The organism is Paenibacillus sp. NPDC058177, from assembly GCF_042883835.1.
Lineage (GTDB): Bacteria > Bacillota > Bacilli > Paenibacillales > Paenibacillaceae > Paenibacillus_AQ > Paenibacillus_AQ agri.
The window spans coordinates 281,454-294,437 of record NZ_JBHVVB010000001.1 but is presented as its reverse complement, the minus strand read 5'-3'; the positions used below and the strand labels follow the sequence as shown (position 1 = coordinate 294,437).

13 protein-coding genes are annotated in these 12,984 nt (G+C 51.2%); 4 read left to right on the top strand and 9 right to left on the bottom strand.

What is annotated here, in order from left to right:
- Nucleotides 1–111: 111 nt before the first annotated feature.
- Nucleotides 112–1,065: a carbon-nitrogen hydrolase family protein gene (locus ACFVU8_RS01280; RefSeq protein WP_387425585.1), complete on the bottom strand. Its 954-nt coding sequence runs from the start codon at nucleotides 1,063–1,065 to the stop codon at nucleotides 112–114.
- 29 nt (nucleotides 1,066–1,094) lie between these two features.
- Entirely contained in the window at nucleotides 1,095–1,463 is a 369-nt protein-coding gene (locus ACFVU8_RS01275; protein WP_387425584.1) for a cupin domain-containing protein, read from the bottom strand.
- 266 nt (nucleotides 1,464–1,729) lie between these two features.
- On the opposite strand from ACFVU8_RS01275, the gene pdxR reads away from it, so the two are divergent.
- Nucleotides 1,730–3,166: a MocR-like pyridoxine biosynthesis transcription factor PdxR gene (gene pdxR / locus ACFVU8_RS01270; protein WP_379464513.1), complete on the top strand. Its 1,437-nt coding sequence runs from the start codon at nucleotides 1,730–1,732 to the stop codon at nucleotides 3,164–3,166.
- Nucleotides 3,167–3,363: 197 nt separating this feature from the next.
- Here the strand turns inward: pdxR and cyoE are convergent, their stop codons facing one another.
- From cyoE to ACFVU8_RS01240, 6 genes are read right to left on the bottom strand one after another with little or no spacing between them, the layout of a single operon-like run.
- On the bottom strand, nucleotides 3,364–4,245 hold the full coding sequence (cyoE, locus tag ACFVU8_RS01265; RefSeq protein WP_387425583.1) for a heme o synthase: 882 nt from the start codon (nucleotides 4,243–4,245) through the stop codon (nucleotides 3,364–3,366).
- Entirely contained in the window at nucleotides 4,242–4,568 is a 327-nt protein-coding gene (gene cyoD / locus ACFVU8_RS01260; RefSeq protein WP_066362593.1) for a cytochrome o ubiquinol oxidase subunit IV, read from the bottom strand. The genes cyoE and cyoD overlap by 4 nt, the downstream gene beginning before the upstream one ends.
- A 1-nt stretch (nucleotide 4,569) precedes the next feature.
- Nucleotides 4,570–5,181, bottom strand: a complete 612-nt coding sequence (cyoC, locus tag ACFVU8_RS01255) for a cytochrome o ubiquinol oxidase subunit III (RefSeq protein ID WP_066362597.1) — start codon at nucleotides 5,179–5,181, stop codon at nucleotides 4,570–4,572.
- Nucleotides 5,178–7,163 carry a cbb3-type cytochrome c oxidase subunit I gene (locus ACFVU8_RS01250; protein ID WP_387425582.1) on the bottom strand — a complete coding sequence of 662 codons (1,986 nt, stop codon included), beginning with the start codon at nucleotides 7,161–7,163 and terminating at the stop codon, nucleotides 5,178–5,180. The genes cyoC and ACFVU8_RS01250 overlap by 4 nt, the downstream gene beginning before the upstream one ends.
- 27 nt (nucleotides 7,164–7,190) lie before the next feature.
- A complete protein-coding gene (gene qoxA / locus ACFVU8_RS01245; RefSeq protein ID WP_387425581.1) occupies nucleotides 7,191–8,201 on the bottom strand; it encodes a cytochrome aa3 quinol oxidase subunit II in 1,011 nt (336 codons plus the stop codon).
- A 43-nt stretch (nucleotides 8,202–8,244) separates the two neighbouring features.
- On the bottom strand, nucleotides 8,245–9,174 hold the full coding sequence (locus ACFVU8_RS01240; protein WP_387425580.1) for a COX15/CtaA family protein: 930 nt from the start codon (nucleotides 9,172–9,174) through the stop codon (nucleotides 8,245–8,247).
- Nucleotides 9,175–9,500: 326 nt separating this feature from the next.
- Here ACFVU8_RS01240 and hisC point away from each other — a divergent pair, with 326 nt between their 5' ends.
- Together hisC and ACFVU8_RS01230 are read left to right on the top strand one after the other, a co-directional pair.
- Nucleotides 9,501–10,610, top strand: a complete 1,110-nt coding sequence (gene hisC / locus ACFVU8_RS01235; RefSeq protein WP_387425579.1) for a histidinol-phosphate transaminase — start codon at nucleotides 9,501–9,503, stop codon at nucleotides 10,608–10,610.
- 51 nt (nucleotides 10,611–10,661) lie between these two features.
- Nucleotides 10,662–11,540, top strand: a complete 879-nt coding sequence (locus ACFVU8_RS01230) for a dihydrodipicolinate synthase family protein (protein WP_379464520.1) — start codon at nucleotides 10,662–10,664, stop codon at nucleotides 11,538–11,540.
- 71 nt (nucleotides 11,541–11,611) lie between these two features.
- Here the strand turns inward: ACFVU8_RS01230 and ACFVU8_RS01225 are convergent, their stop codons facing one another.
- Nucleotides 11,612–11,758 (bottom strand): hypothetical protein, encoded by a 147-nt coding sequence (locus tag ACFVU8_RS01225; protein ID WP_379464521.1) that lies wholly within the window; start codon nucleotides 11,756–11,758, stop codon nucleotides 11,612–11,614.
- Nucleotides 11,759–12,087: 329 nt separating this feature from the next.
- On the opposite strand from ACFVU8_RS01225, the gene ACFVU8_RS01220 reads away from it, so the two are divergent.
- Nucleotides 12,088–12,954, top strand: coding sequence for an aldo/keto reductase (locus tag ACFVU8_RS01220; RefSeq protein ID WP_379464522.1), 867 nt, complete (start codon nucleotides 12,088–12,090; stop codon nucleotides 12,952–12,954).
- Nucleotides 12,955–12,984: the final 30 nt, after the last annotated feature.

Genomic DNA, 12,984 nt, shown 5'->3' with positions numbered 1-12,984 from the left:
TTTCACGCCGCACTTTATGGTTTACAAATTGCATTGCCCGATTGTAATCGTATAAAGGGAACCGATACCTAAAGACGAGGCAACAAATGCGCTAAAGTCGTTAGCTCATAGCTAAATGGACCGAACGGCGTCTTTTTTCTGCGTATTGACGGTCAGTTGAAAAATATCCGGACGGTTGTAATGCCCCACCACATCCAGATCAAACCGGCTCTGTACTACTTGCGACAGGTCGAGCGTTGCATACAGAATCCCCTCTTCATCATATAGCGGCTCTGTTACATACTCGCCAAGCGGACCGACAATGGCACTTCCACCCCGGCTGAGAATCTCAGGATCTTCCTTGAGTTCTTCACGACCGGCGAGATCTGCAGGATAAGAAGCTTTAGTAGCGAATTGATTGCAGGAGATGACGTAACAGCGGCCTTCGCAGGCAATATGCCGAATCGTGGACTGCCACGTCTCCCGCGCATCTGCTGTAGGTGCAATGTATATATCCACACCCTGTGCATACATGGACATGCGGGCCAGCGGCATATAGTTCTCCCAACAGATCAATCCGCCGATTCTGCCAAAAGGGGTGTCAATGACGGGCAGGGTGCTGCCGTCCCCTACTCCCCATAAGAGCCGTTCGGAACCCGTAGGCACAAGCTTGCGGTGCTTGCCCAGCAGTTCTCCATCTGGTCCGATGTAGATCATGGAGTTATACAAGGTGCTCCGGCTGAACTCCTGATCCCGCTCTACCGCACCAATCACCAGATACACGCCCAGTTCCCGGGCCAGATCGCAGAGAACTTGCGTGTCAGGACCGGGAATGTCAATGGCGCTGGCCCAGTATCGTTCCCAGTCCTTCCTGCCGTCTACTGTCCGACTGCCCACTCTTGCGTCAAAGCTCAAGCCGCGCGGGTAACCCGGAATGAATACCTCGGGATAAATGATCAGCTTAGCACCTTGGGCGGCAGCTTCCTTGGCTGTTACAGCAATCTTGTCCATCGCCGATGCTTTATCGAATAAGACCGGGGCTGCTTGAACGACAGCTACCTTCACTTGCGGTTGACTCTGATTCATTCCATCCTCTCCCGTCCTGGTCGCTGTCCTTATTCTTTATCGATATACTCGATGTTAAATGGTTTGTTGGTAATAAACAAAACCGTAGCTCCGCCTTCAGCAACTGCACCGTGTTCAGCCACAATGCCCTCAGGGAACCAGACAAAGCTGCCTGGACCGTAAGAACCCTCATGCGTATATAACGTTCCTTCCAGCACATAAATACCGTGAGCAAGATCATGATGAACATGCCATGGTGTAACGAAGCCTTCCGGGTAATGGCAGTAATTGATCAGCATGCCTGTGTCCGGATCATTCAGCAGCTTCTTTTCTATCATCTTTTTGCCCGTACGTTCACTCACCAGTTCATCCCAGGGCATGTCGTTAATGTCTTTGACAATCGTCTTAATTTCATTCATAGCTCGTCCCTCATTTCATTAATGATAGAAGCTTAGGGTCATGATAACATTGGGATCACCACCGGTAACCAACCAATCCTGTGGTTTCTCAGCCAGCCACTTTGGGGAGCCATCCAATTAGTGCAGCATACACACCATCCATGTTCAAGGAATCGATAAACAATTGTCATGGTTAAGGAATCATGGGCAGATTTAATTTTAAAATTCGGTGGTATGATAAAAATCACAATATTTTTCCGACGCACAAATTGAGAGTGGTGATAATCATGTGGAAACCCGACCGACAAACGAAACAACCCTTATATGAACAAATTGCCGATCATCTGGAGCGGAGCATTTCATATGGAGAATATCCCCCAGGGAGCCTGCTTCCCTCGGAACGAAAACTGGCAGAGCAGCTCGGTGTGAATCGAAGCACCGTCATTCTGGCTTTTGCAGAGCTGCGGTCCATGGGCATCATTGAAAGTCGTACAGGCAGTGGGACTCGGGTCAGCCGAACGAAGTGGGGGGCACTGCCGAAGCATACGCCGAACTGGAGCCGATATGCAGAAGGCGGCAGCTTCCTGCCGAACTTACCTTTTATGCGCAAAATCCGCGAAGCCCTGGCCCAGCATCCTTCTTTGATTGATTTTGCAAGCGGAGAGCTGGCCCCGAATTTGGCGCCCATTGAAGAAATTACAGCACTTATGCAAAAACATCATTACACCTCTTATCTGGGCTATGACAGCCCGCAAGGCTATACTCCGCTGAGAGAGGCATTGGTCTCTTACCTGGAGACCTACCGGGGGATTCAGACGACCGAATCTTCTATATTAATTACCTCCGGTTCACAGCAATCATTGTATTTGATCACGCAGTGCTTGCTGTCGCCGGGAGATGCAGTAGCTATAGAAGATCCTTCTTATTGTTATTCACTGCCTATGTTCCAATCCGCAGGACTCCGGTTGTTCCGGCTTCCGGTAGATCAGGAGGGCATCCGCCCCGAAGATATTCGTGCATTATACAAAAAGCACCGCATTAAGATGGTGTTCATGAATCCTAATTTTCAAAACCCTACGGGTGCTGTTCTAAGTAACGAGCGGCGCAAACAGCTGTTTGCCGTCACTAGCGAATTGGGACTGCCCGTCGTAGAGGATGATCCGTTCAGTCTGACAGCGTACGAAGGAGCCCCTCCGTTCCCGCTCAAATCCGAGGATACGAACGGCTCCATCCTCTACATCGGCTCTTTCTCCAAGATCGCTGCTTCAGGACTACGCGTCGGCTGGATGGTTGCCCCTAACTCCATTGTCGAGCGGCTGGCCGATGCCCGGCAGCAGATGGATTTCGGACTGAGTATCATTCCCCAGCAGGTAGCTGCGCAGTTTATCAAATCGTCCTACTTCCAGCCCCATCTGGAACGCCTGCAGGCGGAGCTGCATTTCAAACGGGACCTCGTGATTGAAGCCTTGCAAAAGGAGTTGCCGGGACTTGTTACGTTCACAGCTCCCCGGGGCGGACTGCATTTGTGGTGCAAGCTGCATCACGAGGTCTCTGATGGCAGACTGCTGGAAGAATCAATCAAGCGGGGTATCGTCTTTGTACCCGGGAGCGTTTACGGTTCAGACGCCGGCTTCGTGCGCTTCACGTATGCCAGGGCCAAAACCGAAGATATCGGTCCCGGCATTGCCAAGTTCGCCGAAGCGCTGCGGGGGTTAATCCATTGAGCGCCGGCTGCCAGTCGACTCCTCTATAACATGCAAACAACCGCTGAGCGTAAGCTTCAGCGGTTGTTTTTTATAGATAGGATTCATTAATAACGAAAAAACAGTTGGAACTGTAAGAGCAGGAGCGTCTTACCTTAGTGTCTGGATTTTGATTTTATCCGCAAACAAAAAGACCAATCCTATCTGCTCTTACAGCTTTACCAAAACGGACGTCCTGACGTGTCCAGAATCATCATTAGAAACACAAGCATCAAGTAATTGACCGAGAACAGAAAATTGGCTTTGGCCCAGGACTCATGGTTGCTGGTTGTCGTCCCACGCAGCGTGTGCCAGCCCCAAGCCGCAGTAGCCAGCAAGGATACGGTCAGAAAGACAATCCCAGCGTAATTCAGTGAATAGAGCAGAATGACTGTAGGGAACAACAGCAGCACATATGGAATCATCTGCAGTTTGGTGCGCCGGATGCCTTTACGGACAGGGAGCAGCGGATAGCCTGCCGCCCTGTATTCTTCCACCCGCCGGATCGCCAGTGACCAGAAATGTGCAGGCTGCCATAGAAACAATAGTGCGAATAACAGCAACGCCCCCGCATCCATCTCATTAGTATAGGCACAATAACCGATCACCGGCGGCATCGCGCCGGAAATCCCGCCAATAGAGGTGCTCCACGTAGAGGTCCGTTTTAACCACATCGTATAAATGACAATATACACGAACATTCCGATGAGACCGAGCCAGCCGCACAGGCTGTTTACTTTCCAGAAGAGGATCGTCTCTCCGGCAATCCCCAGCACACATGCGAAGATCCATGCGCTCGAGCGCTTGATTCTTCCTGTACCCAGCGGCCGATTCTGCGTGCGGCTCATTTTAAGATCCAGCTGATAGTCCCAAATGTTGTTCAGGACACAGGAGGAAGCCATCGTAAAGGTGGTTCCCAGCAGCGCCCACAGCAGCACATTCCACTCCACGGTCCATTGTGAGGCCAGCCAGTAGCCCCCAAATGCAGCAAAAAGATTCAATTGCAAAATCCGGGGCTTGGTCAATCCAATCCAGTCCCTGTAGAGCGCCCGCTGGCTCATGTAGCCACCATATTGTAGAGCATAATCCACATCGATCCGGCAACGATAATCAGTAGAATGATCAGACCGAGAATCAGAGAGATCAGATTGTAGCGCGGCTTCTTCTCTTCCTTCAAGTGCATGAAGAAAAACAACTGAACGATCAATTGCAAGACGCCCGCTGCCATTAACACCACAGCTTTGGTCCGTCCCTCCAGCCAGCCTCCCATGACGATGGCAACCGGAATGATCGTCAGAATGATGGAGCAGAGAAACCCAAGGGTATAGGACCGCAGCGAGCCATGGGTTTCTTCTCCGGTATGAGCGGATTCCACATGTGACATCTTAGCTCACCCCCATTAAATAAACTACAGTAAAAACAAAGATCCAGACCACGTCCAGAAAGTGCCAGAACAGGCTTACGATCTGAACTTTGCGTTTCGTTACAGGCGTAATCCCCCTGCGTTTCAATTGAATCATTAACGCAATCATCCAAACCAATCCAACCGTCACGTGCAGACCATGCGTACCCACCAGTGTGTAAAAAGCAGACAAAAATGCGCTAGTGCTCATCGTTGCGCCTTCATTCACCATATGGGCGAACTCGTTGACCTCCAGCCCGATAAAGACAGCTCCCAGCAGGGCTGTCACGCCGAGCCAGCCGATCAAGGCGCGATGTCTGCCCTTGTTCATCGCCAGTACCGCCAAGCCGCAGGTATAGCTACTGGCCAAGAGAATAAATGTGCTGGCGATCACACCGCTAAGCTCGAATAAATCAGCGGGCCCCGGGCCGCCATTGGTGCTGCCGCGCAGTACAATATATGTGGCAAAAAATGTGCCGAAGATCATGATATCCGTCATGAGATAAATCCAGAATCCGAAGGTTCGCATCTCCTCAAGATCAGGATGACCATGATGACTTGCCTTTGTATCTTCAGTCAAATGAGTTGAACTCATGATAAGGTTACCCTCCTTGCGGTGTCTTCCACACGGCTGATTTCGTCTACGGGAATATAATAATCCGTGTCATAGTTGAAGGAATGGACGATCATACATACGGCGACACCCGCTAGTCCCGGAATGATCAGCCAGAGCCAATGGAACACGAAGCCAAAGCCCGCCAGGAACCAGAAGCCGGCCATAATGATCGGGATACCGGAGTTTTTGGGCATATGAATCGGCTCCAGTATTGCTGTGGTGTCTGGTACAGAGGCACCTTTGCCCTTACGTTCCTTGCTTGCCCACCAATCGTCCATCTCCGACACCTGCGGAAGCACAGCAAAGTTATACAATGGTGCTGGTGAAGGAATCGACCATTCCAGCGTGCGTCCATTCCATGGATCGCCCGTGGTGTCAAGATTCTTCCGGTGATGCTTGATACCATGCACGATCTGCCACACCTGGAACACAAATGCGATACCCATCAGCACTGCTCCAACCGTGGAGATCAGGTTAAGCTCCCACCATCCTTTGTCCCAGCTGTACGTAACCACACGCCGCGTCATACCCATAAGTCCAAGCGCATACTGCGGCATAAAGCAGACATAGAAGCCGATATTCCAGAACCAAAACGCCCACTTGCCAAGCCGCTCATTCAGCTTGAAGCCAAACAGCTTAGGCCACCAGTAATACAGTCCGGCGAAGTAGCCAAAGACGACACCGCCGATAATCACCTGATGGAAATGCGCAATCAGGAAGTAGCTGTTATGGTATTGGAAGTCCGCTGGGGCCACGGACAGCAGCACCCCGGTCATCCCCCCGAGCACAAAACACGGAATAAAGCCCACCGTCCATAACATCGGCGTCTCGAACGTAATTTTGCCCCGGAACATGGTGAACAGCCAGTTGAAGATCTTCACCCCTGTCGGGATAGCAATCAGCATCGTGGTCAGCGCGAAGAAGGCATTTACATCCGCTCCAGAGCCCATCGTGAAGAAGTGATGCGCCCACACCAGGAAGGACAAAATACTGATAATCATCATGGCGTACACCATTGATTTATACCCGAACAGCTTTTTCTTGGAGAAGGTCGCCACCACTTCGGAGAAGATACCGAAGGCTGGCAGGACGATAATATACACCTCGGGGTGACCCCACATCCAGATCAGGTTGATGTACATCATCGGGTTCCCGCCCCCGTCCAGCGTGAAGAAGTGAGCGCCAGCGTAACGATCCAGGAATAGCAGTGCCAGTGTCGCTGTCAGGATCGGGAACGAGAAGATAATAGCGATACAGCTCGACAGCACAGACCAGGGGAACATCGGCATTTTCATCAGCTTCATCCCTGGCGCACGCATTTTCAGAATGGTGACGATAAAGTTGATCCCTGTCATCAGACTGCCGATCCCGGAAATCTGGATGCCCCAGATATAGAAGTCTTGTCCGACGCCGGGATTATACATCAGCTCCGAATACGGCGGATAAGCAAGCCAGCCTGCATCCGGCGAGCCGCCGATGACAAAGCTCAGGTTGAATAGCATGGCCCCGGAGAAGAACAGCCAGAAGCTAAGTGCATTCAGGAACGGATAGGCCACATCCCGCGCCCCGATCTGTAGCGGCACCACGACATTGAACAACCCGAACATAAACGGCATCGCCATGAACAGAATCATAATTACGCCATGGGTGGTGAAAATCTCATTGTAGTGATCCGGCTGCAGGAACTGGAATTCCGGCACAGCGAGCTGCGCACGCATCAGCAGCGCGTCTACTCCGCCGCGGAACAGCATCAGAAAGGCCGACAGAATATACAGAATGCCAATTTTCTTATGATCGACGGTCGTCAGCCACTCCCTCCACAGCCACCTCCATTTTTTGAAATACGTCAATGTAAATAGAATGCCGACAAGCGCCAGACCGATGCTGACATCCGCCCCATAAATCATTGGATCACCGGTGACGAAAAAGTCGGAGGCGAAGTCTTTGATCTTGTCCATCATGATGCTATTTGCTCCTTTCCTGGGAATCTACTTGTGACTATGCATATCCTCCATATCCATGTTTTGCATATCCGTATTTTGCATATCCATGCCTTGCATGTCTGTGTGTTGCACGTCCGTTTCTCGTGCATCTCCAATTGGTGTATCCGGTTTGACTATACCCTGCGCCTGCTTCCCATGCTGATGGGATGCTGCATATTTGGTAACCGTTCGTTGGAACAACCCTTCCGGGAAAGAAGAATACGTCAGCACTTCAGATGCCGAAGGCTCGGCCAATGCATTATAGCCAGCTTGCGTTAGTGCAGGGGAGTCTCCTTTAACACCAGCTACCCATTCCTTAAATTGCTCCGGGGTTACAGCATCCACGTCAAAATACATCTTTGCAAAGTCAGTCCCGGTAAAATTAGCTCCGGAGCCCCAGTATTTACCTACCTCATCGGCCTGTAAATACAACGTCATCGCCATACCGGACATGGCATAGATTTGCCCGCCAAGCTGGGGAATCCAGAAGGAATTCATCGGAGAATCAGCGGTAATCTCGAACCGGACAGGTACCCCTTGTGGGATCGTCAGTACATTCACCGTGGCAATTCCCTGCTCGGGATATTGGAACAGCCACTTCCAGTTCAGTGAGGTGACCTGTACGGTTAACGGCTTAACCTCTGATTTCAGCGGCTTGGACGGTTCCAGTGCATAAGTGTACCGGACGGTGATGGCTGCAATTGCCACAATAATGAGGATCGGAATCCCCCACCAGATGACCTCCAACCGTGTGCTGTGCGCCCAATTCGGTGTATACGGGGCTTTCCTGCCTTCTGTATCCCGATATCGCCAGATAATGATTGCCGCAAGTATAAGGACGGGAATAATGATAATGGCGCAAAGCGCGGTTGAAATAAACATCAGATCCCGCTGCTGCGCCGCAATGGGTCCTTTCGGGTGAAGAACGCTGACGTCAGAGCAGCCGGTTGCGGTCAGCAGCAAAGCCATTAACACGGATAATGATGACAACCAGCGCAGCGTTTTGGGTACATTCATTGTTTCAACTCCTGTGTTCAGTTTGACATGATTTAGACACAATTCAGGGATGTGAGGTCTCTTTGCGCCGATAGATCCATGATCGAACGGCAATATCTGTTAGCAGACTGAATAGTATCGTCGCAATGATGTTATGAAGGAGACTGACGAACAGAAGCTCGTCTCCCCGATCGAGCGCAGCTGTGAGCCAGGCCCCACTCATAATTTGAAAGAGAATACATAGCAGCAGATAAGAGACGGCCGTTCCCATCCCCGAAGCCTGATTCTTGTGTTCTGCCCGCCGTACGAGTAATGCCCAGATTGCCGTCAGAATGAACAAAAGAACGGCTGCCAAACGGTGCGCAAAAACAACGCCTGCGACTTCGTTAAAATCAGGGACCAGCCTGCCATTACAAAGTGGCCAGCCTATGCAGCCACCTGCCGCTTCTCTGTGCCGGATGAAGGCACCCAGATAAATGACACCATAGGTGAACACCCAAATTGCCCAGGCCCAGACTGCAAAGCCCGGCGGTGTCTGCACGCTTTGACGGTCCGTCTGTTTCATGCGGTAGATCCATAAGACCAGCATCATACTGCTTGCAACCGCAAGCAGAGAAATACCAAAATGCAGAGCCATCACGGCCGGCTGTTGCGGCCATTTTACTGCTGCTGCGCCCATCAGCGCCTGAATAACTGTAAATAGCAGCGTGCCACCCGCATAAGCGTATGCTTCGCGGTGCTCCCTGCGATGGAACCATGTCAGAATGAAGGTCAGCAGCACCAGCAATCCGACAATCCCCGTAATCATACGATGGGAATACTCAATCATAGATTCCAGTGTATAAGCCGGAATGAATTTCCCGTGGCATAAGGGCCAATCGCTTCCACAGCCCCGGCCAGAGCCGGTCTGGGTCACAATGGCTCCCGCCAGCAAAACAAACAGCATGCCCACGAACGTACTCCAGGCCAGAATGCGGTATTGCCTTGATATCATTTCTCCCCCGCCCTCCACCAAACTCGGAACCATGGGCCTCTATCAGCCTTCCAGCCCTTCTCTAACTTCCTGTTAATCTCTGACTCTCCCCTTCCTCGCTGTAAATCAAATCCGAATATAACGGTTCTGCCGGAGCCCGTAACCATCCATTTCTTAAATTTTAAATACCAGCCGATTTTGCCCTGGTAGGCTGAACTTAAGAATCACTCAATATAAAAAAGCGGTTTGCTCAAAAAAAGAGGCAAATGGCTGGTTACTTTTCCGGGAAATCATCCTATATTCAACATCAACGTTGTCATTTTTAAAGAGTAAGAGGGGATGAAAACATGGAAGAATCGAAGATCAAGGCACGGAACACATTGAACAAGATATCGCCCTATTCCCCAGGGAAGCCGATCTGGGAGCTTGAACAGGAAATGGGATTGACGGGCATCATCAAATTGGCCTCGAACGAGAATCCGCTGGGACCATCGCCCAAAGCCCTTGAAGCAGCCGGCTATGCGTTACCCACGATTCATCGTTATCCCGACGCTGGCACCACCCGTCTAAGACAAGCTCTCGCCGCCACACTGAAGATGAACCCGGAGCAATTCATCATTAGTAATGGGGGTGATGAGTTGATTACTCTTATCGCCGAGACTTTTCTTGAACCGGAGGATGAAGTGATCGTCTGCTCGCCTTCTTTTAGCGAATATGAATTTGGAGCGCATTTAATGGGGGCAAGCATAGTAAAGGTTCAGCTTGACGGGGATTTTCTCATAAATGTCCATGCTATAGCTGAAGCCGTAACGGACCGGACGAAGCTGTTGTGCCTATGTTCGCCCAATAACCCTACCGGCACTTATATTCCGCGGGAAGAGCTGCGTCAGCTGCTGGATCTCTTGCCTCAGCATGTTGTTGTACTGCTGGATGCGGCTTACTGTCAATATGCTTCGGCTGACGACTACACCGATGGTGTGGAATTTGTCCGGGCCGGATATCCGGTCATTGTTCTTCAGACGTTCTCCAAAATTTATGGACTGGCCGGACTCCGAGTCGGCTATGGGATTGCATCTGGAAGCATGATCCAGCTTCTATCCAAAGTGAAGGAACCTTTTAATGTGAACGCCCTCGCCCAGGCCGCTGCCGTAGCCGCACTTGGCGACAGTGATCATGTCCACTTGTCACTGGAGGTCAATTCAAAGGGCAAACAGCAGTTATATCAGGCTTTTAACAACATGGGTTTGGATTATATCCAGAGTATGAGTAACTTCGTATGGGTGCACATCGGACCTGAAGCGCGGAGTGTGTACGAGAATCTGCTGAAACGAGGGATTATTGTACGATTCGGAGTGATTTGGCAGCTGCCGGATTATCTTCGCATCTCCGTAGGGACACGGAGGGAAAATGCTGCTTTGATTAAGGAATTGTCCGCTATTTTGAATCATGAATGTTAGGACGCTTGCCGTCTAAAGATATACAGACCCGGAAGACAGGAGTTGAACGCTGTGCTTACAGAACAGAGCCTGCATGGCATTATCGTCCCCGTTATTACACCGTTCGATGAACAGGGCAATCTGGACCGGCAGTCCTTTGCAGAGTTGATTGAGCGCCTGGCCAGCAAAGGCATCCACGGGCTTGTTATTAATGGAATAACCGGGGAAGCTCCTGCCATCAGAACGGACGAGTTGAAAACAATGCTCCTGACTGCGCGTACAGCGATAGGAAACATCCCGCTCATTGTTGGCATTCACGCCACCAGCCCTACTGCCGCAGCCAGAAGGATATCCTGGGCCAAATTACTCGGAGCCGACGCCGCTCTTGTGGCCGCCCCAGCCTCCAGCCGCTCTTCTCAACAAAGCATTGTCCGCTATTTTGAGACTTTGGCTGGGGCGGAGCTGCCCATCATTGTGTTGGACCGGCCGCATCGCGCCGGAGTCCCGCTGGAACTTGCAGCCGTACAGGCCATTCTGGAGCTGGACCATGTGATTGGCTTAAAAGAAAGCACCGGCAACATCCGGCGGGTGTTCAAGCTTTCACGCTTCTCGTCCAAGCCGATTCTCTGCGGGGAGGATGAGCTTCTGTTCGCTTCCCTGTCCTGCGGCGCTAAAGGGGGCATTCTGGCCAGCGCCAACTTGGATAGTGAGCAGTTTGTAGAGGTGTATGAGTCGTTTCGGGCCGGCAAAATCGAGCAGGCTCACCAGCGGTTCGAGCATCTGCTGCCGCTGATCCAATTCCTGATTACGGAGCCGAATCCCGCTCCCTTGAAATGGCTGCTCGCCGAACGCGGGCACATCCGTTCCGACCATCTTCGCCTGCCAGCTGCGGCGGTCAGCAACGAAACCTCACAAAAAAGAGCCTATCTGCTGCAAAGCGCGATGGGCTGACCGTCCAAGTATGACAAAGGAGCCCCTTCGGGCTCCTTTGTGTTTGTACCAAATCTCGACTGAACTGCTACTTATGTATAGGTTAGGTAAGCTGGATCTTTATAATCGGACAAGTTGGAATGTACCGAGCGACCCCCAGCTTCAAATATTCGCATCACAGCGAATGGCAGATTCAACTGCTCCAGCACTAACTTGGCCGTCCCCTTCGAATAGTGCATGACAGCCATCTCCTTCATTTTCACTTCGTTCGTCATCCGATCAGTCCGTCATCCGAGCAGTCCGTCCTCCAATTGTTCCAACACAGGCGCTCCACCACTGGTTTTCGTCATCTACACTTAGAGGGTCCCGCTCGGTAAAAAACTCCCGCAGACCATAATGAAATGTACCTTAACCCGATGTATTACCCGGCAGTTACAGGATTGAATCTTTAAAGGTTCATAAAACTACACCTCTCTGAAAACAATAGAATTTGAGTATTGCATTTACAAAACCTAGATGTAAACTAAACGTATAGTTCACTTAATAATTTAACAGGAGGCTTACTCATATGTCTATTTCACATACCAATGCAGCATTATCTGGCTCATACGCCATTGGCGGCGAGCTACACGTTAACCGGCTCGGATATGGAGCCATGCAGTTAACCGGACCGGGTGTCTGGGGAGATCCGCGCGATCCGGAAGAAGCGCTGCGCGTACTCCAAAGATCAGTAGAGCTTGGCGTTAATTTCATTGATACTGCCGATTCCTACGGCCCTTTTGTAGCCGATCATCTGATCCGCAAGGCCCTTTATCCATATCCTAAGGATCTCGTCATCGCCACCAAAGCCGGGTTGACCCGCTCAGGCCCGAACGACTGGCGCCCGGTTGGACGTCCTGAATATTTACGGCAGCAATTAGAGCTTAGTTTGCGGCATTTCGGGCTGGATCAGATCGATCTTTTCCAACTGCACCGGATCGATCCTAAGGTTCCCCTCGCTGAGCAGATCGGTGAGCTGGCTTTACTGCAACAGGAAGGGAAAATCCGCAAGATCGGACTAAGTGAAGTGACCGTGGAGCAGTTGCAAGAGGCTGGCCAGATTGCCAAAATCGATTCTGTTCAGAATCTGTACAATCTCATTGAACGCAAATCAGAAGCCGTACTGACCTATGCTGAAGCTAACAATATTGCCTTCATTCCTTGGTTCCCGCTGGCAACAGGAGAACTGGCCAAAGCAGGCGGACCGCTGGCCGCCCTGGCTGCCAAGCATGATGCACAGCCTTCGCAGCTCGCACTTGCCTGGTTGCTGAAGCGTTCCCCGGTGATGCTCCCTATTCCGGGCACCTCTTCCGTCAAGCATCTCGAAGAAAACATTGCTGCGGCTGCCATCCAATTGAGCGAGGAAGATTTCACCACACTATCCAACATCGTTTAATGACTTAATCGACACCTAGAGAGCACAGAA